This is a genomic window from Proteus sp. CD3, assembly GCF_008808075.1.
GTDB lineage: Bacteria > Pseudomonadota > Gammaproteobacteria > Enterobacterales > Enterobacteriaceae > Proteus > Proteus appendicitidis.
In genome coordinates this window covers 358,360-384,161 of record NZ_CP019686.1, presented here as the reverse complement: position 1 = coordinate 384,161, position 25,802 = coordinate 358,360, and the positions used below count along the sequence as shown (strand labels likewise).

14 protein-coding genes are annotated in these 25,802 nt (G+C 34.3%); 3 read left to right on the top strand and 11 right to left on the bottom strand.

All coding sequences use genetic code 11. The annotated features are described in order from the left end of the window. Positions 1-148: 148 nt before the first annotated feature. The gene (nhaA, locus tag BTA34_RS01725) at positions 149-1,327 is read right to left on the bottom strand and encodes a Na+/H+ antiporter NhaA (protein WP_151434251.1); all 1,179 of its coding nucleotides are present in this window, start codon (positions 1,325-1,327) and stop codon (positions 149-151) included. A 462-nt stretch (positions 1,328-1,789) separates the two neighbouring features. Here nhaA and BTA34_RS01720 point away from each other — a divergent pair, with 462 nt between their 5' ends. Further along, entirely contained in the window at positions 1,790-2,635 is an 846-nt protein-coding gene (locus BTA34_RS01720) for a DMT family transporter (protein WP_151434250.1), read from the top strand. A 75-nt stretch (positions 2,636-2,710) separates the two neighbouring features. On the opposite strand, the gene dnaJ is transcribed toward BTA34_RS01720, so the two are convergent. From dnaJ to tal, 5 genes are all read right to left on the bottom strand, one after another. After that, a complete protein-coding gene (gene dnaJ, locus BTA34_RS01715; RefSeq protein ID WP_151434249.1) occupies positions 2,711-3,850 on the bottom strand; it encodes a molecular chaperone DnaJ in 1,140 nt (379 codons plus the stop codon). 105 nt (positions 3,851-3,955) lie between these two features. Beyond that, complete coding sequence (dnaK, locus tag BTA34_RS01710) at positions 3,956-5,881, bottom strand: molecular chaperone DnaK (protein ID WP_109371849.1); 1,926 nt, start codon at positions 5,879-5,881, stop codon at positions 3,956-3,958. Between the two features lie 484 nt (positions 5,882-6,365). Further along, positions 6,366-6,953, bottom strand: a complete 588-nt coding sequence (mog, locus tag BTA34_RS01705; protein WP_151434248.1) for a molybdopterin adenylyltransferase — start codon at positions 6,951-6,953, stop codon at positions 6,366-6,368. Between the two features lie 222 nt (positions 6,954-7,175). Continuing rightward, a complete protein-coding gene (locus BTA34_RS01700; protein ID WP_151434247.1) occupies positions 7,176-8,159 on the bottom strand; it encodes a tetratricopeptide repeat protein in 984 nt (327 codons plus the stop codon). A 183-nt stretch (positions 8,160-8,342) separates the two neighbouring features. Next, the gene (gene tal, locus BTA34_RS01695; protein ID WP_098941163.1) at positions 8,343-9,296 is read right to left on the bottom strand and encodes a transaldolase; all 954 of its coding nucleotides are present in this window, start codon (positions 9,294-9,296) and stop codon (positions 8,343-8,345) included. A gap of 304 nt (positions 9,297-9,600) precedes the next feature. Between tal and yaaA the strand changes: the two genes are divergently transcribed. Beyond that, the gene (yaaA, locus tag BTA34_RS01690; protein WP_151434246.1) at positions 9,601-10,383 is read left to right on the top strand and encodes a peroxide stress protein YaaA; all 783 of its coding nucleotides are present in this window, start codon (positions 9,601-9,603) and stop codon (positions 10,381-10,383) included. Between the two features lie 66 nt (positions 10,384-10,449). On the opposite strand, the gene BTA34_RS01685 is transcribed toward yaaA, so the two are convergent. From BTA34_RS01685 to thrA, 4 genes are all read right to left on the bottom strand, one after another. Beyond that, positions 10,450-18,630, bottom strand: a complete 8,181-nt coding sequence (locus BTA34_RS01685; RefSeq protein ID WP_151434245.1) for an RTX toxin — start codon at positions 18,628-18,630, stop codon at positions 10,450-10,452. Between the two features lie 160 nt (positions 18,631-18,790). After that, the gene (thrC, locus tag BTA34_RS01680; RefSeq protein ID WP_151434244.1) at positions 18,791-20,083 is read right to left on the bottom strand and encodes a threonine synthase; all 1,293 of its coding nucleotides are present in this window, start codon (positions 20,081-20,083) and stop codon (positions 18,791-18,793) included. A gap of 3 nt (positions 20,084-20,086) precedes the next feature. After that, on the bottom strand, positions 20,087-21,037 hold the full coding sequence (gene thrB, locus BTA34_RS01675) for a homoserine kinase (RefSeq protein ID WP_151434243.1): 951 nt from the start codon (positions 21,035-21,037) through the stop codon (positions 20,087-20,089). Then, complete coding sequence (gene thrA, locus BTA34_RS01670; RefSeq protein ID WP_151434242.1) at positions 21,019-23,478, bottom strand: bifunctional aspartate kinase/homoserine dehydrogenase I; 2,460 nt, start codon at positions 23,476-23,478, stop codon at positions 21,019-21,021. The genes thrB and thrA overlap by 19 nt, the downstream gene beginning before the upstream one ends. A gap of 805 nt (positions 23,479-24,283) precedes the next feature. On the opposite strand from thrA, the gene arcA reads away from it, so the two are divergent. Next, on the top strand, positions 24,284-25,000 hold the full coding sequence (gene arcA / locus BTA34_RS01665) for a two-component system response regulator ArcA (protein ID WP_151434241.1): 717 nt from the start codon (positions 24,284-24,286) through the stop codon (positions 24,998-25,000). Between the two features lie 216 nt (positions 25,001-25,216). Here arcA and creA read toward each other — a convergent pair whose 3' ends face one another. Further along, positions 25,217-25,675 (bottom strand): protein CreA, encoded by a 459-nt coding sequence (gene creA / locus BTA34_RS01660; protein WP_171455359.1) that lies wholly within the window; start codon positions 25,673-25,675, stop codon positions 25,217-25,219. Positions 25,676-25,802: the final 127 nt, after the last annotated feature.

Sequence of the window (25,802 nt, the reverse complement as noted above, 5' to 3'; positions counted from 1 at the left end):
GTAATAACGCATTAGTGTGCGATTGGCTTTCCTTGCATCCAATCCTCATAAAAACACCTACGGCACAATACACTGTATTGCACCGTAGGTTTAAATATATAACTCGGTATTTATTGTGTTGAGAAACTCAAATCCGTAATAAATTTCCCTATATTGACTTCGTTTTTAACTTCGGTAAAACAGAACGAAGTAACAAATATCCCACAACAGCGGCTACTGTTGAACCGACTAAAATACCAAGCTTAGCATAGGTATTATAAGCTTCATCCGCGCCATCAAATGCTAACCCTGCAATAAAGATAGACATAGTAAAACCGATACCACATAGCACAGATACTGCAAATATTTGCTTAAGATTAATCGCATCTGGTAATTTTGCAATGCCTAGTTTTACCGAAATCCAACTAAAGAGGAAAATTCCAATCGGCTTACCTAAAAATAGACCTAACGCGATACCTAACGGTAAAGCAGATAACATGCCATCAAGTGTTACACCATTTAAAGAAACCCCTGCATTACTAAATGCAAACAGCGGCAAAATAAAATAGGCAACCCAAGGATGTAGCACGTGCTCTAATTCTTCAGAAGGAGAATCACCTTCTTTATTTCTCAATGGGATAAGGAATCCAACAATCACACCTGCAATGGTGGCATGAATACCTGATTTTAAAATACACACCCACAAGATGAATCCAAGAATTAAATAAGCAGCCGTATTACCCACTTTGCGCCAGTTCATTATGCCCAAAGCAATCACTATCAACCCCGCCAAAGCAAGAGGTATTAGTGCAATACTCTTTGAATAAAAGAGCGCAATAATGACAATCACACCCAAGTCATCAATGATGGCTAATGCTAATAAGAAGACTTTTAACTCAACTGGAACGCGCTTGCCCAGCAACGCCATAACACCCAGCGCAAAAGCAATGTCTGTTGCAGCTGGAATTGCCCAACCTTGCTGCCCAACGGGGTCCATATGATTAAACATCAAATAAACCAATGCTGGAGCTAACATACCACCTACTGCGGCTATCGCAGGGAAAATAGCTCTATCACGCTGGGCTAAAGAGCCTTCTTTTAATTCACGTTTAACTTCCAATCCGACCACTAAGAAAAAGATCGCCATTAAGGCATCATTAACCCAAAGCATTAATGGCTTATCAAGCTCGAACGCGCCGAATTTGATCATAATTGAAATTGATAAAAACTCATTATACAAAGCACTTAGAGGTGTATTCGCCATGATCAATGCGATAATAGCAGCAATAATCAGAAGAATACCGCCTGATGCCTCTAATCTCAAAAATTGTCTAATAATTGCCGTCATAATATTAACCTCAAAATCACTAATCTTGTTAATAATATGCTAATTATGAATTCGTAAAAAACAGATTATTTATGGATAATAACTCGGGTTATTCGAATTAAAAAAGAAATATTAAGAAAAACAAGATGAATAGTATCAATTCATCAACATAATTTTTCAAAAACAAAAGAACAAAAAAAATTAAGAACAATTAAAAACAATTAAAATAACACATTGAATATAAATATTATTTTCTACAATTAAGTGAAAACAAGCATCTTTTTTGATAAATCATACCAATTGATAAAATAGTTCAAACACATCAATCTTTAATTATCAAAAAAATTATTATTTTTATCTTTTTTATTTACAGCATTCCAAAATTATAAGAGAAAAGAAATTGTCATGCATTTCACTATTTAACCATTATGTTATTGTCTTATAGATAGTGAATACTCTCGTTTTATTAAGGTTTCTATCAATATGTCGATTACTATTTTTATTGCCGTTTTATTTGCTGCTATCTTTCATGCCTGTTGGAATGCATTGGTTAAAGTAGGTAGTGATCGATTTTTAGGGATCTCATTACTGACTTTTTTTTCAGGTGTTGTAACTCTACCCGCCCTATTTTGGGTTGGGCTACCTGATGTCGGTGCATGGAAATGGCTTGCCCTGTCTGTTTTATTTCATATTGGTTACACACTCTCTTTAAGTCGTTGTTATACATTGGCTGATTTTAATCAGGTCTACCCTATCTCTCGTGGTAGTGCGCCATTAATGACTGCTTTTCTTGGTTTTTTTCTCTTTCATGAAACACTACCCGTAACTGGCTTACTCGGTATTTTGTTTATTATTCTGGGTATTATCCTTATCTCACGTAGTAGAAAAATAGCAGAATTTAATTTACATAAAGATGCACTCTTTTTTGCGTTACTTACCGCATTATTTACCGCAAGTTATACCTTATCTGATGGTAATGGCTCTCGTGTAGGTGAAACACCGTTTGCTTATATTTTATGGCTCTTCTTTTTAAATGGCATCGCAATGTATTTACTTGCTTGGCTTCGTTATCGCCAACATTTAAAAACCAAGATAAAGAGTTATTGGAAGCCTGCTTTCTTTGGTGGTGTGATGCAATTGGTAAGCTATGGCATAGTGATATGGGCGATGAGTCATGCCTCTATTGTGCTTGTCGCTGCACTAAGAGAAACCAGCGTATTATTTGCCATGATCTTATCTGTTTATCTGTTAAAAGAGCAATTTAACCGTAAACAGCTATTGGCGTGTTTAGTGATTTTAGCCGGTATTGTTGCTATCAAGATGGGATAATATTAAATATCATTCAAATAAAAAGACCTGATGACAAAATTTATCATCAGGTCTTTTTGAAGGTGATAAGAGAAATTATTTGGTTAAATCATCAAAGAATTTTTTCACACCATCTAAAAAGCTTTTGGAACGAGGGGTATTTTTCTCACCACTCTTGCCACCAAATGATTCACCCAGTTGTTGCATTAACTCTTTTTGTTTTTCATTGAGTTTAACTGGTGTTTCAACCACAACGCGGCACATTAAGTCACCAATACTACTACTGCGTACTGATTTAACGCCTTTGCCTTTCATGCGGAACATTTTGCCAGTTTGTGTTTCTGCTGGAATTTTAAGTTTCACACGACCATCAAGTGTTGGGACTTCAATCTCGCCACCTAACGCAGCAATAGCGAAGTTAATAGGGACTTCACAGTAAAGATTATTGCCATCACGTTCAAAAATATGATGTTGGCGAACATGAACCTGCACGTATAAATCGCCTGCTGGTGCGCCATTTTCACCGGCTTCACCTTCACCACTTAAGCGAATACGGTCGCCCGTATCAACACCGGCTGGAATTTTGACGGACAGCGTTTTCGCGCGTTCAACACGACCATCACCATGACATTTAGAGCAAGGCTCTTTAATCACTTTACCGCGACCATGACAAGTTGGACATGCTTGCTGTACAGTGAAGAAACCTTGACGTAAATGAACCTGACCAGCGCCATGACAAGTCGAACAGGTTTCTGCTGATGTGCCTTCTTTAGCACCGCTACCATGGCATTTGTCACATGTTTCTAATGTAGGTATACGAATTTCTTTAGTAATACCACGAACCGCTTCTTCAAGCGTCAGATCCATGTTGTATTGTAAGTCAGAACCACGCGCTGCGCGTTGTTGACGGCGACCACCACCAAAAATATCACCAAATACATCACCAAAGATATCACCAAAATCAGCACCACCGCCGAAGCCGCCGCCACCTTGACCACCAAATCCACCTTGTTCAAATGCAGCATGACCGTATTGATCATAAGCAGCACGTTTTTGAGCATCACTTAAGATCTCATAGGCTTCTTTAATTTCTTTGAATTTTGATTCTGACTCTTTATCACCTTGATTACGGTCTGGGTGATATTTCATTGCTAAACGCTTATATGCGCGTTTAATTTCTTTTTCGTCGGCACTTTTACTTAAACCGAGTACTTCGTAAAAATCTCTTTTCGCCATTCTGGATTACCCTTGACATAAGCACACGGGCGTTGAGTTTCCTCGACGCCCGTGTTCGGTATCAGTAACTATTCACTGGTAAGTTACCGTGGCCCGTTAAGGGCATTATTTCTTATCTTTGCCGTCAACTTCTTCAAATTCTGCATCGACAACGTCGTCATCTTTCTTCGCACTTGCATCAGCACCCGCAGCATTACCTGCTGCGCCAGCTTGAGCTTGTTGTTGTGCGATTTCTAGCAGTTTTTCAGAAGCTTCAACTAATGCTTTAATTTTTGCTTCAATAGTGTCTTTATCTTCACCTTTAGAAGCAATTTCTAACTCGCTTACCGCTTTTTCGATAGCTTCTTTATCGTTCGCTGGTAATTTATCACCCGCTTCTTCAATTTGTTTACGTGTACCGTGAACTAATTGGTCAGCTTGGTTACGAGTTTGTACTAATTCTTCAAACTTACGGTCAGCTTCTGCGTTTGCTTCTGCATCACGAACCATTTTTTGGATTTCATCTTCATTTAAACCAGAAGACGCTTTGATTGTGATGTTTTGCTCACGACCACTGTTTTTATCTTTCGCTGATACATGCAAGATACCATCAGCATCGATATCAAAAGTAACTTCGATTTGTGGCATACCGCGTGGTGCTGCTTGAATACCATCTAAGTTAAATTGACCCAGTGATTTGTTATCACTTGCACGTTTACGTTCACCTTGTAATACGTGAATAGTTACAGCAGATTGGTTATCTTCTGCGGTAGAGAACACTTGGCTATGTTTAGTTGGGATTGTGGTATTTTTCGCAATCAGGGAAGTCATTACACCACCCATTGTTTCGATACCTAAAGACAGTGGTGTTACGTCAAGTAACAGAACGTCTTTAACATCACCCGCTAACACACCACCTTGAACAGCCGCACCCATTGCAACAGCTTCATCTGGGTTAACGTCTTTACGTGGCTCTTTACCGAAGAAATCAGCAACGGTTTTTTGAACCATTGGCATACGAGTTTGACCACCAACCAGAATAACGTCGTTAACTTCGCTAACTTTCAGACCTGCGTCTTCTAATGCAACACGTACTGGTTCCATTGAACGTTTAACTAAATCTTCAACTAAAGATTCCAGTTTTGCACGAGTTACTTTGATATTTAAGTGTTTAGGGCCAGTCGCATCTGCTGTAACGTATGGCAAGTTAACATCTGTTTGTTGTGCAGAAGATAATTCGATTTTCGCTTTTTCTGCTGCTTCTTTCAGACGTTGCATTGCTAATGGATCGTTACGTAGATCAATGCCTTGTTCTTTCTTAAATTCATCAACTAAATAGTTAATTAAACGGCTATCGAAGTCTTCACCACCTAAGTGAGTATCACCATTGGTTGACAGAACTTCATAGGTTTTTTCGCCATCAACTTCATCGATTTCGATGATAGAGATATCGAATGTACCACCACCTAAGTCGTAAACTGCGATAGTACGGTTGCCCACTTCACGATCTAAGCCGTAAGCCAGAGCAGCCGCTGTTGGTTCGTTAATAATACGTTTAACTTCAAGACCTGCGATACGACCCGCATCTTTAGTTGCTTGACGTTGAGCATCGTTAAAGTAAGCAGGAACAGTAATAACCGCTTCAGTAACTGCTTCACCTAAATAGTCTTCTGCTGTTTTCTTCATTTTTTTCAGGACTTCAGCAGAAACTTGTGGTGGAGCCATTTTTTCGTTACGCGCTTCAATCCAAGCATCACCGTTATCTGCTTTTACAATTTTGTAAGGCATGATAGCAACGTCACGCTGAACTTCGGCATCTTCAAAACGACGACCAATTAAACGTTTGATGGCAAACAAAGTATTTTGTGGGTTAGTCACAGCCTGACGTTTTGCAGGTTGACCAACTAAGATTTCACCATCTTGTGCATAAGCAACGATTGAAGGAGTAGTACGATCGCCTTCTGCGTTTTCAATAACCCGGGCAGTTTTGCCATCCATTACAGCAACACAAGAGTTAGTTGTACCCAGGTCAATACCAATAATTTTACCCATTTAAACGCCTCCAAAGAGAATTCTTTATCAATTCGATTACCAATCTATATGAGGATGAATATTCATTTTTCAAGTCACAAATTAATAGACTAAACAACATCATCTCAAAGCGGATACAAAATCAACGCAACTCAATAGTGGTAATTGCAGTTGAAAAATAAGATGGGGTCATAAATACATTCATCAAGGGGAATAATGAAAAAAAATGCAAAAAATGCGAAAATTTTGTTTTTGAGAATAAGGCGAGAATTAAAACTTGTTATTTTTCATAGGCTTACATCGCTTGCAAATAACATCATAACTTATCTGAAGTGTTTTTTTAAGACCATGCTTAGAATAAGAACATAATTGGTTGAAAAATAATGTTTTTCAACTCTGATAGTAAAAATATCAAATAAATATAAGGCTATTTTTGCATTATCTAAACTTAGTCAAAGCTTTTCCTAGCCAGACATTTAGTGACAAAAATAACCTCTTACATTATTTATGCTGAAGTGGAACGGCGTGCTGATTTAGGTCTAAACGCAGCAACAATCGCTTCATTAGTTTCAACATAAGGACCATCAAGTAGTTGAATGCAGTACGGTACACTCGCGAAAATACCGCTAACAATCACATTACCGTCGTTATCTTTTAATCCTTCCAACGTTTCTGCAATCGCCTTAGGTTGTCCCGGTAAATTTAGAATTAACGCTTGATTACGAATAACACCAACTTGGCGAGATAAAATAGCCGTGGGTACAAACTTCAGACTAATTTGACGCATCTGTTCACCAAAACCCGGCATTTCTCTATCGGCAATAGCCAACGTAGCATCAGGAGTAACATCACGACGCGCAGGACCTGTCCCCCCTGTTGTTAACACTAAATGACAGCCAGCTTCATCAACTAGTTCACACAGTGTTTGCTCAATCATCAGTTGTTCGTCAGGAATTAAACGTGATTCGATATGAAAAGGCGTTGTTAATGCAGCTTTTAGCCAAGCCTCTAAAGCGGGTAAGCCTTTATCTTCATAAACACCACTTGATGCGCGATCAGAAACAGAAACTAACCCTATGCGTAATTCGTTCATATCAAACCTCAATTAATCAATCACCATCTAACTTGCGCGCAGATATTACCATGAGAACACAAGAGAATTAAAAATAATCTCAATATATTACTGATAATCATCATTTGATTATTGAGAATAGATAATAAAAATGATAACAATCTATTTTTATTTGGCTTTAGCCAATAATAAAAAAGGGAGCATACGCTCCCAATCTTTAATCTTGAATAATATTAATTAATATTACTCATCAATATATTTAGTAATATAAGAAGCCGCTAATTTTTTCGCTTCTGTTAATTGTGCTGCATTTAATGCGCGAGCAGTACGTTTTAGCATAGCTTCATCACCATCACCATTTTCAACAGCAACAGAGAACCATGCATAAGCTTCTTTCAGATCACGTTTAACGCCTTTACCGTAATAATAGTTTAAAGCTAAGTTATTTTGAGCCAAACCATTACCTTGCATAGCTGATTTTCTATACCATTCAACCGCTTTACGTGCATCTTTAGCAACGCCGTCGCCTTCATCGTACATTACGCCTAAGTTATTTTGCGCATCACGATTACCTTGGTTTGCTGCTTTGGTATACCAGAAAACCGCTTTAGTGCCGTTACGTTCTACACCTTCACCATCATCGTAAGAAACAGCAAGGTTATATTGCGCATCAGAGTGACCTTGTTCTGCTGCTTTTGTATACCAAACTACCGCTTTTTCATGGTCTTGCGCTACACCGATACCTTCATCATAAGAGATACCAAGGTTGTATTGTGCATCACTATCGCCTTGTTCACCGGCTTTAGTATACCAATACACTGCTTTCTCGTGATCTTGTGCTACGCCATCACCATCATCGTAAGAAACAGCAAGATTGTATTGGGCTAAAGAGACACCTTGAACAGCCGCTTTGTTATACCAATAAACCGCTTTTTCTGCATCACGGTCAATATCATCACTCATATCATACATAAGTGCTAAATTTAGCTGTGCTTCAGCATGACCTTGCTCGGCAGCCTTGGTATACCATTCCAGCGCTTTTTGTCCATCCTGCTCAACACCTTCGCCGTTTTCATATTTTACACCCAATTGATACTGAGATGCTGCGTTTCCACTTTCAGCACTTTTTTCAATTGCAGGTAAAGAGAAAGCGGTTTTACTTTCAGCCATTACAGCGCCACTAAAAAATAACGATGCAAGTACCGTTGCCAAGACAATCTTTTTCATAATTCACCAATAATAAATAGAGTATTTTAATAATATATTTTTATAATTATTACTGGATAAATAATATATTCCAATCAATTTAATCTTAAAATTTACTTAAATGTTATTTTGAGAGGCAAAAAATGAAAATACCCACCTATATAAGATGGGTATTTAAGATTTTTATAAGAATTTAACGACGAATTATAATAAATCCGCAATCATTTTCTCTAATTTTTCCTGATCGACAGCAAATTTACGAATACCGTCAGATAATTTATCTACTGCCATTGGGTCAGCGTTATGATCCCAATAGAATTGAGCTTCAGTGATAGCTTCTGGACGCGCTTTCACTTCACCTTTGTAAGATAATTTATGTTCAACTTCACCTTCAGCTTCTGATAATTCTTTTAACAGTGCTGGAGCAATCGTTAAACGGTCACAACCTGCTAATTCTAAAATCTCACCTATATTACGGAAGCTTGCGCCCATAACAACCGTGTTATAACCGTGTTGTTTGTAATAATTATAGATTTCAGTAACAGAAATCACACCTGGATCTTCAGCTGGAGCAAATTCTTTTTTATCTGTATTGGCTTTATACCAATCCATGATACGACCAACAAATGGAGAAATCAGGTAAACACCGGCTTCAGCACATGCACGCGCTTGAGCGAAAGAGAACAGTAAAGTCAGGTTACAGTTGATACCTTCTTTTTCTAATTGCTCTGCGGCACGGATACCCTGCCAAGTAGAAGCTAATTTAATAAGAATACGGTCGTTACTAATACCTGCGTCATTATAAAGTTTCATTAAATGACGTGCTTTTTCGATACACGCTTGCGTGTCGTAAGAAAGACGTGCATCAACTTCTGTTGAAATACGACCAGGGATCAGTTTTAAAATTTCTAAACCGATATTTACTGCCAGTTTGTCGCAAGCATCAACAATTTGTTGTTCACGAGAATCGCTTTGTGAACGAGCCCATTCAATCGCTTCATCAATTAATTTACGATATTCAGGAATTTGAGCTGCATTTAAAATTAAAGATGGGTTGGTAGTTGCGTCTTGTGGCTGATACAGTTTCATTGCTGCGATGTCACCAGTGTCAGCAACAACAGTTGTCAGCTTACGCAAAGAAGTCAATTTGTTGGTCATTTTGTTTATCTCATCTACTAGGTAAATCTGTTTGCAGTCACCTGCGGATATCTATTGATAATAACATGGACTGCTCACACTACAAGACGCTTAGATTCATACAAAGCAATTATTTGAATGCCAAACGTTTTCGCAAAACAAAAGCGGAAAAAAACAGAAGAAGATCACGGGCTGAATCGTTTAAATTATCGAGTTTTACGACAAATAAGAGAAACCATTGTTTTTTCCTATTACTATAATTTAGTCTTTAATCGCAAGAATTTGCTATATTTAATCAACATTAAAATAACGTATCGAGGGAATTATGCTAATCACCATTTCACCAGCTAAAACACTGGATTTCGAATCGCCTTTAGCAACAACGCACTTCACCCAACCTGAATTGCTAAAATATTCCCAACAACTTATCGAAGAATGTCGAAAATTATCATCGAGTGATATCGCAAGCTTAATGAAAATAAGTGATAAACTCGCAGGATTAAATGCTGCTCGCTTTGGTGAATGGCAACCTAATTTCACACCAGAAAATGCACGCCAAGCTATTTTGGCATTTAAAGGTGATGTTTATACCGGCATGCAAGCAGAACTTTTTTCTGAAGATGATTTTCAATTTGCACAACAACATTTACGTATGCTTTCAGGTTTATATGGCGTACTGCGTCCTCTTGATTTAATGCAACCTTATCGTCTTGAAATGGGAATAAAGCTAAAAAATAAAAAAGGCAGCGATTTATACCAATTTTGGGGAAATATCATTACAGAAACGTTAAACAAAGCACTTGAAGAACAAGGTGATAATATTTTAATTAATTTAGCGTCTGATGAATATTTTAAATCTGTTAACCCCAAAAAACTCAATGCTGATATTATTAAGCCTATTTTCCTTGATGAAAAAAATGGCAAATATAAAGTTATCAGCTTTTACGCTAAAAAAGCCCGTGGATTAATGAGTCGCTTTATTATTCAAGAAAAACTGACCAATAAAGCACAACTGAAAGAGTTTGATCTTGAAGGTTATCAGTTTAACTCAGCAGAATCAGAGGGTAACACTCTCGTATTTAAACGTGCAGAATCACTGGCGAAATAAAATTATTAACTATTAGCTACCAATAAAAACAGCACTAAAATCAGTGCTGTTTTATTATATTGAGCCTTATAAATGTTTTGTCACTAGCGATAATGGTGACCATGTTGGCGATGGGATAAATTCACTACCTTGCATTGTTGTCAATTGTTGCTCATTAAACTGCGCCATTTCTTGAATAATAGAAGCGAGGGACTGCATTGAAAGCGAGCTTTGTTTTTCAATCAAAATAACCGATGAATGATTATTTTCTTTTGTTTTAACGGTTAAGGTAAATTGATTATCTTGGCTTTTATACTGTATATCATCACCGATTTCAGAATAAGTAAAAGTATCTTGCTCGGATAGCCCAGTAATAAAAAGATGACTATTTTCACCTTCATCATATACCGTCACATTACCTTGCCTTTTTTGCACAATATAAACATTACTTCCAATGCCACCATTCAGATAATCATGACCAGATTGTGAAATAAGCAGATCATTTCCGCTTCCTGCATTTAGATTATCATTTCCATCACCCGCAATTAAGATATGATGTCCATGATTAACCACAATATGATCATCACCCTTTCCGCCATCAATCACCGAGCTACATTTATTATGATTAACGACGATATCATCACCTTCCATTAATTCGAGAATAGGCAAGTGGTCAATTGATTGATTATGTGGTTTCTGTTGAGTCATTAAAACAGATCTTAATAAAGAGCGAGGTGAATCAAGTGAATATGTCGATAATGTCTCTTTATCTAAGGTAAGCGATTCAGGGATCATAAGCACATTATCTTCTTGATTTATTATCATATTTAGATCTGAAACTGGCATAAGTAAGCCTTGAGGGCTGTCTTTTGTAGGAAGCGTAAAAACCACATTGTCTTTATCAATAAAACGAATTGTCATATCAGAATTATAAATCGTCTCAAGATGAGATGGTTCGAAAATCAGTTTTATATGAGCATCGGGATGATAACGATGTGATAGAACCCCATGATTAAATACTAAATCAAAACCACTGATATCAGATAGAAAGAAATCACTTATACTGTTTGATTGTATTCCATTAATATTGTTAGAAAGCAAAACCTTAATTTCATCACACTTATTTTTTGCTAAATAAGTTTTAATTTGATAACTATCATAGCCAGAACTTAATTTAATCAATGAATTATGCGTAATACCTAAATAATGATTATTCATTTCATTACCATGGATATCCAATTTTAATTGCTCACCCAAAGAAAAACCACTGTATTGTAACTGAGGTAATAACGTTATTATTTTATTGTCATCAGAATATGAAATATACAAAGAATGGTTATTATCATTGATACAAAGCTTCTGAATAGTTTCTTTATTTTGATTATATTTATCTAAATAACTAAATTTATATAGCACATTATCTTCAGTCGTTTTATTTTCATTTGCGGTTAATAGAAAACCATCTAGCGTGGTTAACGTATATCTATGTGCTAATATATCATTTTCATGATAAACATTTTTTAACGTTATAGAGTGATAAACTAATGCATTATTTTTATTTCCATCATTTACTTTTACATCAAAAATAATATCTTTTCCTCGACGGGAAATAGCGACAATTTCATCAAAATGATAGTTTAATCGCACAATACTAGACTCAACATGACTTACTTCATTAATAATCGTTTCAAATTGAATATTATAATTTTTTTCTAAAGATGATCTTAAAATAACATAGCTATCATTTCCCTCACCACCTTCAGCATAACCTTCTTGTAAAACCAGCGTGTCATTTCCGCCTAATCCATATAATAAATCAGCACCGCCAGCACCATCTAAATAATTATTTTCTTGGTTACCATAAATAATATCATCACCAGTTTCACTTCCTATTACGTTTTCAATACTGTCTAAATAAGCAATTACTTTTTGATCTTGCAAGACAATATTAGGCATAGAATCAACTAATTGCTTTGAATATAAACGTCCATTTTCTTGATAAAGAAACAGTTTTGAATGAAAATTTTGACTGTTTGTTTGTTCTTCTGACTGCCTGAATTTAACATAGTTATCAGATAAATTAACTTCATAACCTGTATATTTGTTTGGTGTTTTTATAATACGAAGTGTGTCATTTCCCTCTCTGCCATAAAAACGACTCGCGTAAAGTGGCGATTCAGAGGAGAATAAATTGAACATATCATTCTTTTTTCCTCCACTTATTCGTTTAGTGCCATTATAGATATCAAAGATATTTTGAGTTATTAAAGGTGCTGCAATAATATCATTACCATGATAGGTATTAAAATAGAGTTTTTCATTCTCATTCCAATCTGATACATAATATTTTTTATACTGATTCGCTTTTATTAAACTCTCCGATAAATTTTCCACACCTAATACATTAATTATATTTTCTCTATTTGTTTTTATATCCCTCAAAAAATCACTATCGACCAGATTATCAAAAACAGGAGAATCATCATCGGAAATAATATCCATTGTATAACGGTTTAACTCATCGACATAAAAATCAATATCAAAAATAAGTGTTTCATTCGTAGCAATGGCTTCTTTAGGAAGATAGTATTTATATTCCGTTTTTTCTGAGCGAAGATGATAAGAAAGTGCTGCTATTTTTTCAGCCATTTCTTGACTGATATTTTGAGATATTCGTTGAGAAACATATTCACCTAATGGAATTAAAATTGAATCTAATGTTTTCCCCATTAAATGGGGTATGACTTTATAATAATAATATTCTTTATAAATCTGTTTTTCATTTGTATAAAAATAACGGCTCTGATGATTTTGTTTTTTTATCTCATCAAGATAATTGACTGCATTTTTATCAATCATATCCTCTAATTGTGTTTCTGTTTCTAAATAAATAATTTCATTTTTTTTATCAGGAATAAGATCACCCATTAAAAATGCATAAAATCCATTATTAAATTCTTCTAGTGGTGTAAAATGGATTTTTGCTTTTGCTTCTTCGATAAGTCTTGCCGCATTATAAATTGAGGTTGCTAAAGTAATAACAGCACCCGCAACAATACCAATAGGACCTGCAATCGTTGAACCAGCAAGCATTGCAATAGAAACCCCTAGCGTAACCAATCCAGATACGACAGCTAAGGAGCCATTAACAATATAATCGATTTGCCTTTTTTCATTATTTTCACTAGAAATTCGACTAAAATTATCATAGGAATTATAAATATCAAATCCAATAGAAAGAACATTAAGCCCAATTCCTACCCTTGTACTTAACTTACTCACATATTCAAGCGGGTTATGGCGATATTTTAGTAATCCTTTAGCTAATGTAATTTCAATCAACTCAGAAAGACCATTATAAGCCATTTCAGACCACATAATAGCTAGGCTATTAATGATCTCTTTTCTCTCTTTAGGCGATAATAGTGGATTATTTAATTGTTCAGCAAGCATAAACGTAGAGTTAATTGACTGCCACATACCATAAGAAATATTAGCGTAACCAATTTTACTAATTATTTTCATATGTCGAGGAAGTGTTAGCGATGCATTTCTTAATAAATCCCAATCTTTATCACTGTAGTCTTTATTCCCTAGCTTGATCATTTTAGTTAACCGTTCAGATGCAGCAAGATAGTCGATTCTATTTACATCGTTAGAAAGGAGATATTTAATTTTCTCTTCTTTATTATTTAATAAATGACGAAACAAAGAGATGACATCTTTATCCTTTTCACTACCGGATATTGATAGAAAATAATCATTAAGGTGATAGGGATCAAAGGTAAGTTTCGATTCCAATTTATTTACTGTATTAAGATCAACAGAATCGATATTTTTTCCATTAATTTTCGCACCCATATTAACTAATAGTTGTTTATCAATAGAAAGATTATTTATTGTTACATTTTCTTTATTAAGTAATCGTTGGTTATTTACTTTTAAAATATCTAATTGATTTAATTCATTTACTTTCTCTAATGCCTTAAAGGGGGATAAGGAGTCAGGTATCTTTTTATGGTGGATCATGGTAATAATATTCTGAAATGAATTTATTATTTTTTTATAGTTTTTAAAAATAGAGATATTGTCTAGCAATACCCGATATAAAATACCTCTTTTATTTTCATCAAAAAATGAAGCAAGCAAATTTTCTGAAAACAGACTTAATTTTTTTATCAATGATGGATTATCATAAACCGCATGAATAACCTCAATGGCTTGATTTGTTCTTTCAGTTAATGTCAGGTTTTCTTCTGATAATGAACTAAATGATAGCCATTTTTGATATGTTATTTCCTCCATTAAATATTGATTGAATTTTTTATTAACTAATGGATCATATATTACTTGTGTTAACTTATTTTCTATATTAATTTTGTCTGAAGTTTTAAAAAAAGAAGATAACTCATATAAATATTTTTCACATACAGTACTTATTGAAATATTATTATTGATAATTTCATTACTGATGTGCTTTAAGTCTTTTCTATGACATTCCTCATTAATAGCATCTACTTTATTAATAATAGAACCAAGTTTAGATATATTAAGATCATAGCGATTTAATTTAATATATTCAAAAATATCAGATAATGTTATTTGTTCTGAGTAATTATGAAAAACCGTCTTAATATCTTGATTATAACCTAATTTAAACTCTTCACTTTCTCGGTAATTAGGATACAGAGATGAAATGAATTGATAGATTTCTTTTACAATTCGATTATTTTCTACAGTTATTTTTTCTTTATTTGAAACAACTAAGACATCATCATAATCGGCTTCAGCCATAATGATATTAGATATCGCCGAGCTTGCAATTAGCGGTTTATCGATATATTGTCGTTCAATGGGTGCTTTAATAAAAACATTGTCTCTTACAAGAGATACTTTGTTATCATTTATCTGATAAATTGGCATATTTAATCGTTGAGCAATTCCCTCAATAAAAAAATCACCTGATTGATAACTCAATAATTTTTCTTTTTTAGCAAAAACTATCGTTTTTTCATTAACAAACTGATTCTCTAAAATAATATTTTGTAATGTTTCGACATCATGTTTTTGTTTAATAAAATCTTGGTAAAATAAAATATCGTCTTCATTTCCAGTTGCAATAACTCTTATCTTATTTTTTAAACAATAATCAAGAAAATGACTTATTTCTTTTTTATCATTTAAGTAATTCTTTAAACCATCACTTTTAACACCATTATAAAAGTAAATAACAATATCATCTTGATAAAATGAATCTATACTATCTATAATAATAGTATCAATATTTCCATTATTAAAAAATTTATTATCAAAAAATAAAAATTTAAAATTTTCTTTATTATCATTAAATAACAAATAACTACAATCCATTTTATTTTTATTTTGATTAAGTGAATATTCAAATATAACATTGGGATTATCATCATTAATATAAAAATTATTTTGATGATAAGCATAATTCACTTCACGATAGTTTTTATTAAAGTAATTTTCCAATTGATTTATTTCACGTACAATCATCCTATTTGAAAATTGATTATTCCTAAAATAATCAAAGTATAAATCATGATAAGAACTTAAATCATCGCCTTTTTTAAAATTAATTTCACTTTCAATTAAATAAATTAATTTATTCACATATTCATTATCTCTATACTTTGAAATATAATTATAACTCTCTTTTAAATGTAGCTTATTATTATCTTCTATCAAAAATAGATTTTTTAACTCTGGAATATTAATACGTTCAATTATTTCAATTAAATATTGGTAGTTATTTTTAAACTCAATAGTATAATCATACCCTTCAACGCCAACATTCCTGTTTTTATCTACTGGTAAATAAGGGCTTGCAATAATTTGATTATAAATAAAATTACTTACACCATGAGCACCATCATTAATTTCACTTACCATTAACTGATAAAGTTTTGCAGCAACCAAACTGTTTTTTTCAGCTAATTGAATTAGTTTTTCCTTTCCATAATTTAATCTATCATAAAATAACTTATCTTCTAACTTAATTTTTACTTTACTTAAAATTTCAACAAGTGATATATTTTTATTGTTTTCATTAAATGATTTTATTTTACTAATGATAGAGAAGCTGGCCGTTAACTTATCAAAATATATATTACACTTTAATACATCTATTAAAGAAACTATTTCCTTTAATTCCTTTGATATACTTCCTTTAACTAAATAACTATTTATTTCAATTAAATCCCTATAATAAATATCCTTAAACTCAATATATCCATTTGCTTTTTTGATTTCTTGGAAGTTATTAAATTCTACTTCTTCAATATCAATACTATTATCATCATTCTTATTTAAAATAATCTTACTTGCCTGATTATTTTCAATAATATCATCAATATAATGTTTAACTAAATAAATCCCTTCATCAACATATGAGTTTTTTACAATAACTTCAATTAGAAAATTATCTTTTTTAAGCTCTAAAATAAGATCTTGCTGTTCACTATAATGAATAACTCGCCCTGTAACATTTTCTTTAAACGACAATGAAAATCCAATTTTTTTTATAGTTTCAGCAATCCCTTTATTTTTATTAATATCACTCTCATCCCACACACTTTTATAATTTATTGAATTGGTTTTTTTATATTCATCAAAAATAATATATTCATTACTATCTATATTATGAGAACCATATAGCTCCATATTATTATTCAGTGCTTTTTTTATAGATGAATGATCAGAGAATTCGAGTAACTCACTATTTGAATCAAATAATGTAAACTTATAATTATTTTCAGAATATTTTTTATATGACAGGGCTATGGCGTGATCTTTAAATACAACAATTGCATAATAATCATCATATCCTTGTACTATGCGATCTATATGAGAGCTAATGGCTTCTTTATTAAAATCAAGATGACTAATATTTGATTCCATCAAACCTTTTTTATTTAATATTTCACTATATTCAGTCGATTTTAATATATCTAAAATAAAATATTTTTTATTTTTACATAACCTTTCCATTTGAAAATTTTGAGCAAAAATAATACTTTTCACCTCTTTAATCAAATTTAATATTTGATATTCCTGTATACTATTAAATAAAACTGAATCCAATTTATTGTCTATGGTTTCCATTTCATCTTGAAAATAAGAAGCACTCTCTTTTAACCAAAGTAAATATTTATTCCCAGCTTCTAAACCACTATTTCTCACTTCTAATAAATAATTTAGGCTCAAGCCATAACATAATCCAGCAAGTGAATGTACATGGCTAAAATAATAATTTGTTTCTGTGGAAGAAATAAGATTAACTCGGCTCATTACTCTTTCTAGTGGCTTTAGTAGTTCTAAATATTGTGAAAAAGTGGTTACTACATTACGTTTCATTTTCGTTCTAAACCAGCCTTCGCCAACTTTATAAAGTAAATGTTCACCACTCTCTGTTATCTGATCATATTTAGATTTTGCAACTGTAAATGCCTCTTCTATATCATCAACATAAATATGCAGTACTTTTTCTGTATTTTCTATTTTATCCCTAATAATAAAAATATTTTTATAGGAATAACTTTCATTTAATTCAATAGAAGTATGTTCATTAATCTTTAGCTGTTTTCTTGCCTTAATATCATTAATTATTTCTCTAAGAATATCTTTATTATTTACCTTCCAATTTTCTGTATTATTAAAGCAGCTAACATATTCTTTTCTATTATAAAAACGATAATATAATAAATTATCATTGCATTTATCACTTATAAAATCATAAATTTTATTTATTAGCTCTTGCTTATTATAAAAAAAACTGGCATACCCATCAAAATTAATAATTTTAAATTTATTATTTTCATTATCTATTTGTATAAAAATCTTATTATCTTCAAATTCTAGATAGTAATCACCAGATAAATTGTTCTGTATTAATAATTTTAATCGTTCTTTTTGTATTTTACTGGGTTCTCTTCCAGCTAATTTAGCGCTATTAAAAAACAAGCCTTCTATACTTGAATTAATTTCTTTTCTAATAAAATCAATACTTTTTGTAAAATCACTCTTATGATAGAGCAAGAAATTATTATCTATTTTTTCTAAGAATTCATTTGCAGCATATTCATTTTTAGAAATAAAAATAGCAATATAATTTTCAGTTAATATTCTTCTTACAGAATTTATCTTAAAAAAAAGTTCTGAATTATTTTCTTTTATATGATTTTCTATTTTCAATACAATACTGTTAATATTATCTTTAAATGTTATTTCTTTGAATCCATTCATTCTTAACGTCCTTAATTATAATTAATTTACTTATTTAAAATAAAATATATAAATTGATTTTTATCTTTTTTAAATACTGATTTTCCTATTTTTAGATAAAAAAATAGCCCAACATTTTGTTGAGCTATTCAATTAAATATCTAATTATTTAAAGTAATTGCTATTTAGGCGCTCTTTCAAGCAAAAATGCACGTAGTTGAGCAAAATCTGCTGGTAAGAAATGTGAAAGTAATTCTTTATCTGCACGCTCTGCGAGTTCTTTCGGTAATGGCAGTTCACCACCTAAAATACGTTCAACACTTTCTTTAAATTTCGCTGGATGAGCTGTCCCTAAGAATAAACCATATTCACCTGTTTGAAGTTCATCGCGCAATAAACGATATGCAATTGCAGCATGAGGCTCTGAAATATAGCCTTTCTTCGCAAGTTCACGCACCGTTTCTTCTGTTGTTTCATCACTAACTGAGCCATGAGAAAGATCAGAAAGATCCCAACCTTTGCGACGATACAGCTCTTCAATACGTGGCCAGTTATTTGGTTGGCTAACATCCATTGCATTAGAAAGTGTTGCAACCGTACGGTGCGGCTCCCATTTACCATTATCTAAATAGCGAGGAACAGTGTCATTTGCATTGGTGGCTGCAATAAAACGCTTAACAGGTAATCCCATGGATTTCGCCAATAAACCCGCGGTTAGATCACCAAAGTTACCACTTGGTACTGAAATCACTAACTGATCATGTTTTTCAGCAGGAATTTGTGCCACCGCTTCAAAATAATAACAAATTTGAGCAAGTAATCGGCTGATATTGATAGAGTTCGCTGAGTTCAAATACATTGTTTTCTTTAAGAACTCATCATCAAAAGCTTGTTTCACTAATGATTGGCAAGCATCAAAATCATCTTTAATGGCAACAGTGTGAATGTTTTCACCTAATGTACAGAACAGTTTTTCCTGTAACGGGCTAATTTTGCCTTCAGGATAAAGAATAACAACTTGTACATTTTCTAATTTGTAGAAGGCATGAGCAACAGCCGCACCAGTATCACCGGATGTTGCTGTTAAAATAGTAACAGGCTGGTTACCAGCAACTTCTGACAACATTTGCGCCATAAAGCGACCACCAAAGTCTTTAAATGCCAGTGTAGGGCCGTGGAAAAGCTCTAAACAACTCACATCGTCTTCAACTTGAGTTACTGGTGCAGGAAATGCAAATGCGGTGCTAATACGTTTTGCTAATACATCAGCAGGAATTTCATCACCAATAAAGGCCGTTAAGATACGGCTACTACGTGTTGCAAAATCAAGTGCTAATAATTCATCAATTTCAGCTTTAGAAAACGAAGGTAAGTCTTGTGGGAAAAATAGCCCTTGTTGTTTACCCAAACCTTGTTTTACTGCTTGAGCAAAACTGACTTGCTCTTGATTATCTTTCAAATTATATAATTTCATGACTTATCCTATCTGTCTTGCGCCACGCGTATCTATACGGCAGATATGTACAAAGCCTTCACTGTTTTGTACGTAGTTTTGTTTCAGCCATTCGGCCATCTCTTGTGCGATTTCTAATGAATCAGTAATCGTAAAAATGGTAGGTCCTGAGCCAGAAATGCCACAAGCTAATGCACCTTTCTTCTGCGAAGCCTCTCTGGCTTTTTCAAATCCCGGAAGAAGTTGGGTGCGATAAGGTTCAGCAATCACATCTTGCATCAAATTAGCGGCTAATCCTGGTTGCTGAGTATGGCAAGCATGAATAAAACCAGATAAATAACGACCGTGGTTAATGATGTCTGCTTTAGAGTATTGTTTTGGTAAAATCGCTCTTGCTTCTGCTGTTGAAACTTTAATGCCTGGATATGCCATAACCCAATACCAATCATCAAAGGTTGGTACAGACTGGCAAATAATGCCATTTTGTTCCAGAATCAGTTGCAACCCACCTAAGTAGCAAGGTGCAACATTATCATAGTGCACACTACCTGAAATACGTCCTTCAAGCTCTCCCATCATCAGCAGCAATTGTCTTTCACCAAAAGGCTTTTGGGCAAATTCATTAAGCGCAACCAATGCCGCTACAACAGAACAAGCACTTGATCCTAAACCAGAACCAATCGGCATATTTTTCTCAAGTGTCATTGCAACAGGGAGTTCTTTGCCTAACTTTTCACAAAATAGCTGCCAACATTGATACACAATATTTTGCTTAGGATCTGAAGGTAATTTGCTAACAAAGCGCCCTTTACTCTCAAGTGTAAATGCCGAAGCCGCTTCAACGGTGACACAATCACCCAGTAATTGCCCATCAATAGGTGAAACTGCCGCGCCGAGGACATCGAATCCGACACTCACGTTGCCTATTGATGCCGGTGCATAAACTTTAACCACGCTTAAACTCCCAATTTCCATGATAAGGTACGTAATACATCTGCAAACACCCCAGCAGCAGTAACATCATTACCAGCGCCATATCCACGTAATACCAATGGAATAGGTTGATAGTAGCGAGTGTAAAAGGCTAAAGCATTTTCACCATTTTTCACTTTAAACAGAGGATCATTTGCATCAACTGCCATTATCTTAACTTGGCATTTTCCTTCATTGATGATGCCTACATAACGTAATACCTTACCTGCTTTTTGTGCTTCTTCGACTTTAGCATCAAATTCAACATCAACTTGAGGTAAACGGTTTAAGAAGCTTGTTACATCACCTGAGCTATCAAATGAAACAGGCAGTACAGGCTCTACATCGATATCACTGAGTTCTAATTTATAACCCGCTTCACGCGCTAAAATAAGCAGTTTACGCGCAACATCCATCCCAGAAAGATCATCACGAGGATCAGGCTCTGTAAAACCTTTATCTTTTGCTGAAAGAGTCGCTTCAGATAAGCTTTTACCTTCATCTAATTGGCCAAAAATATAAGATAATGACCCAGAAAGAATACCATTAAATTGAACTAACTCATCGCCTGCGTTTAGCAAGTTTTGTAAGTTTTCAATAACCGGTAAACCCGCACCTACGTTAGTGTCATACAAGAACTTACGACGCGATGCTTCCGCTGCTTGTCGAATTTGGTAGTAATAATCCATCGACAGCGTATTCGCTTTTTTGTTTGGTGTAACTACGTTAAAGCCATTTTGTAAGAAATTTGCGTATTGTTGCGCAATTTCTTCGTTTGATGTGCAATCAACGATCACTGGATTTAAGAAGTGGTACTCTTTTTCTAAACGAATAAGCTGGCTGAAGCTAAACGGCTCTTTTGCTTCTTTAAGTTCTTGTTGCCAATTGTCTAAATCAATACCTTGCATATTGGTAAGCATGGCGCGTGAATTTGCAATACCACATACACGCAGATCGATATGCTTATTTTTCAGCCATGCTTGTTGGCGATGGATTTGTTCGATTAATGCGTTGCCAACACCACCAACACCAACAATAAAGACTTCAACAATTTGATTGGTATTGAAAAGCATCTGATGGCATAAACGCACCGCATTGGTTGCTGAATCATTCGCAATAACCGCTGAAATTGAGCGTTCTGAAGAACCTTGAGCAATAGCAACGATATTAATATTGCCACGAGTTAGTGCAGAGAAGAATCGCGCTGAGATCCCTTTTAAAGTACGCATACCATCACCTACAACAGAGATGATAGCAACGTTTTCCATGATATCTAATGGATCAAGTACACCATCTTTTAATTCTAAATAAAATTCATCTGATAAGGCTTTTTGCGCTCTAATAAGTTCTTTTTGTGGTACACAAAAGCTAATGCTGTATTCAGAAGAAGACTGTGTGATCAGAACAACAGAAATACCCGCTCTCGACATAACAGAGAACACACGAGCCGCCATCCCTACCATACCTTTCATACCAGGCCCTGACACATTGATCATCGCCATATTATTAAGGTTGGTGATCCCTTTAACTGGTGTACTATCATCTTTTTGACCATCACCAATTAATGTACCCGGTGCATCTGGGTTGCCTGTGTTTTTTATTAAACAAGGAATTTGGAATTGGGCGATTGGCGCAATAGTGCGAGGATGAAGTACTTTTGCACCAAAGTAAGAGAGTTCCATCGCTTCTTGATAAGACATGCCTTTTAACAGACGTGCATCCGGAACTAAACGAGGATCACAAGTATAAACACCGTCAACATCAGTCCAAATTTCACAACACTCTGCACGTAAGCAAGCGGCCAATACAGCAGCAGAGTAGTCGGAACCATTGCGACCTAATACCACGAGTTCATTTTTTTCATTACCCGCAGTAAAACCAGCCATTAAAATCATATCGTCTTTTGCGATATTGAGTTCTAAGATGCGGCGAGTAGACTCAGGAATATCAACTGTTGATTCTAAATAATGACCTTGTGCGAGTAAGTTTTTGACAGGATCGATCACGGTGACATTATAGCCACGAGCCTGTAAAACAGACTCCATAATGGCAATAGACAGTTTTTCACCACGGCAAATCATCGCTGCATTGATGCTATCAGGGCATTGACCTAATAAAGAGATCCCATGAAGAATATGTTTGATCTCTGCAAATTCACGCTCCACTTTATCTTTTAAGCGCTCATAGTCAAAACCAGGTTGTTTTTCTCTTAAACCTTGTAATAAGTTGGCAAAAATTTGCTCGGCTTCTCGTACTTGAGTGAGAGGATCTTCACCTTCTGCCGTTTTTTCAATCATTGCAACCAAGTAGTTAGTTATCTTGGCTGGTGCTGATAATACAAGAGCGACTTGTCCTTGCTCTCTTTTTTTCTCAGCGATATCAGCAACATTCAGCACACGCTCTGCGTTGGCAACTGAAGTTCCCCCAAATTTTAACACTCGCATACAGCTCTCCTGATTTTTCACCCAAAAAAAAACCCGCATTTCTCAATGCGGGCTTTTTCGATTTTCGTTTTTTATATGCGACAGCCCGCCCCGCAATATAAGATTCCGGTGGTGGTGGTAATAATTGTCATTTTAGCTGGGCTGTAAATACGCATAACTATCCTGTCTGTCTCAAATTTAGTTTGACTATATACTGGTTAAAGCAAAGCGAGAGAGATGTCAAATTTTTTCTTTTTTTTCACCAAAAAACAAACTTAAATTAAGTGAAATTTATTCGCTCATTACCCCTATAGTAGTATAGATATTGCTATCACAAAGGGATAAACAAAGAAAATAAAGCTACCGTTTTAGAGTTATTTGGGGATTTGTACTTTTATAAGGAATAAGGTATTTTATGCTACTTTAAATTGTGTAACAAAACTGGAAAAAAAAATAAACCCCACTATATTTAACATATATTTTTCTTTTACATTACATAAATCAAATTATATAGTTAACTATTGAAATCAAGGTTAAGCTGTTACCTTGATTTTGATATGTGTCAACAAAAGTTAGCTTTTTAGATGGTATTTAATACAACTGGTGTTATATTGCTGTTAATAGACTATGGGCGTTTTGCATTCTGATTTTAGCGTCCATTATCGATTAAAATTGCAAGTTTTGTAATAACGTGATGGTTATTTATCGAATTTCAATCTGGGTCTAGTTTTTACGTGCTAATAACAAAAATGAATAACCACACAAGTGCACACAGAAGTTAAACACAGATTTCCTTTTTCTATTTTGGTAATTTTAGGTAGCAAATATGCAAACCCCGCACATTCTGATTGTTGAAGACGAAGTTGTTACTCGTAATACCCTGAAAAGCATATTCGAAGCTGAAGGGTATATCGTACACGAAGCCACTGATGGCAACGAAATGCACAATGTTCTATCTGATCATGATATTAATCTGGTCATTATGGACATTAACCTTCCTGGTAAAAATGGGCTGTTACTTGCTCGTGAATTACGTGAACAGGTAAGTGTTGCACTAATGTTCCTAACAGGTCGTGATAATGAAGTTGATAAAATCTTAGGCCTAGAAATTGGTGCCGATGATTACATTACTAAACCATTTAACCCTCGTGAATTAACGATTCGTGCACGTAACTTACTGTCACGTACCATGAATTTAGTTAATGGCACAGAAGAACGCCGTTTAGTGGAAAGCTATAAATTCAATGGTTGGGAGCTGGATATTAACAGCCGCTCACTAATCAGCCCTGCTGGTGAACAATATAAATTACCACGCAGTGAATTTCGTGCGATGCTGCATTTCTGCGAGAACCCAGGAAAAATCCAAACTCGTGCAGAATTACTGAAGAAAATGACAGGCCGTGAACTGAAACCTCATGATCGTACTGTTGACGTAACTATCCGTCGTATTCGTAAGCATTTTGAGTCAACACCCGATACACCAGAAATCATTGCAACAATTCATGGTGAAGGTTATCGCTTCTGTGGTGATTTAGACGAGTGATTTGATCTAATCTCAAACACTTTACTAATAAAAAACCCCTGAATGATATTCAGGGGTTTTCTTTATCTAAATCTAGAGAAGGATTAATAAAATCACAAACAGTGAAAATTGATCTCAGCGACTATTTTGAAAAAAAATATAACTTCTTTTTTAAAAAAATTTTAAACCTTATTCGTATTAATTTTATTAACCATTAATTTCTCTAGCAAATGCAAATCACTCTTTCCACGGCATAATAGGTACTGCACTAATCGCATTTTTTGGCGAACCATCAATGACTTTATCAGAGTACGTCAGGTAAACTAAAGCGTGGCGCTGTTTATCGTAAAAACGTACAACTTGAAGCTTTTTAAAGACGAGTGATGTTCTTTTCTGGAAAACAACATCGCCATTATTTTTCCCTTTAATAACCTTTTCACTTAGTTCAATAGGTCCTACTTGCTGGCAAGAAATTGCCGCATCAGCAGTATCTTCAGCAAGACCTAAGCTCCCTGAAATGCCCCCCGTTTTTGCTCGGCTTAAATAACATGTGACATTTTTAACTTCAGGATCATCAAATGCTTCAATCACAATTTTATGGTTAGCGCCAAAAAACTTAAATACCGTATCCACGTAGCCAATTTCTTCTGCTTTTGCCATCAAAGAAAAAGGGAGTAAGATAGAGACAGCTAGCATCTTTTTGAAATTTAACATATTTACCTTGTTCCATTGAAAAGATGAGAAAGTAATTGCGTCTAGAATAAAACAATCTATTACTAACTGATAGAAGAATTTGTGTACATTAGTTGATGAAAAAGACTAT

What these genes read in the sequence shown, in the direction of transcription:
- nhaA (WP_151434251.1), bottom strand. Translation starts at nt 1,327, where the DNA reads ATGACGGCAATTATTAGACAATTTTTGAGATTAGAGGCATCAGGCGGT.
- mog (WP_151434248.1), bottom strand. Translation starts at nt 6,953, where the DNA reads ATGAACGAATTACGCATAGGGTTAGTTTCTGTTTCTGATCGCGCATCA.
- thrB (WP_151434243.1), bottom strand. Translation starts at nt 21,037, where the DNA reads ATGGAAATTGGGAGTTTAAGCGTGGTTAAAGTTTATGCACCGGCATCA.
- BTA34_RS01700 (WP_151434247.1), bottom strand. Translation starts at nt 8,159, where the DNA reads ATGAAAAAGATTGTCTTGGCAACGGTACTTGCATCGTTATTTTTTAGT.
- BTA34_RS01720 (WP_151434250.1), top strand. Translation starts at nt 1,790, where the DNA reads ATGTCGATTACTATTTTTATTGCCGTTTTATTTGCTGCTATCTTTCAT.
- thrA (WP_151434242.1), bottom strand. Translation starts at nt 23,478, where the DNA reads ATGCGAGTGTTAAAATTTGGGGGAACTTCAGTTGCCAACGCAGAGCGT.
- dnaJ (WP_151434249.1), bottom strand. Translation starts at nt 3,850, where the DNA reads ATGGCGAAAAGAGATTTTTACGAAGTACTCGGTTTAAGTAAAAGTGCC.
- dnaK (WP_109371849.1), bottom strand. Translation starts at nt 5,881, where the DNA reads ATGGGTAAAATTATTGGTATTGACCTGGGTACAACTAACTCTTGTGTT.
- tal (WP_098941163.1), bottom strand. Translation starts at nt 9,296, where the DNA reads ATGACCAACAAATTGACTTCTTTGCGTAAGCTGACAACTGTTGTTGCT.
- BTA34_RS01685 (WP_151434245.1), bottom strand. Translation starts at nt 18,630, where the DNA reads ATGAATGGATTCAAAGAAATAACATTTAAAGATAATATTAACAGTATT.
- arcA (WP_151434241.1), top strand. Translation starts at nt 24,284, where the DNA reads ATGCAAACCCCGCACATTCTGATTGTTGAAGACGAAGTTGTTACTCGT.
- creA (WP_171455359.1), bottom strand. Translation starts at nt 25,675, where the DNA reads ATGCTAGCTGTCTCTATCTTACTCCCTTTTTCTTTGATGGCAAAAGCA.
- yaaA (WP_151434246.1), top strand. Translation starts at nt 9,601, where the DNA reads ATGCTAATCACCATTTCACCAGCTAAAACACTGGATTTCGAATCGCCT.
- thrC (WP_151434244.1), bottom strand. Translation starts at nt 20,083, where the DNA reads ATGAAATTATATAATTTGAAAGATAATCAAGAGCAAGTCAGTTTTGCT.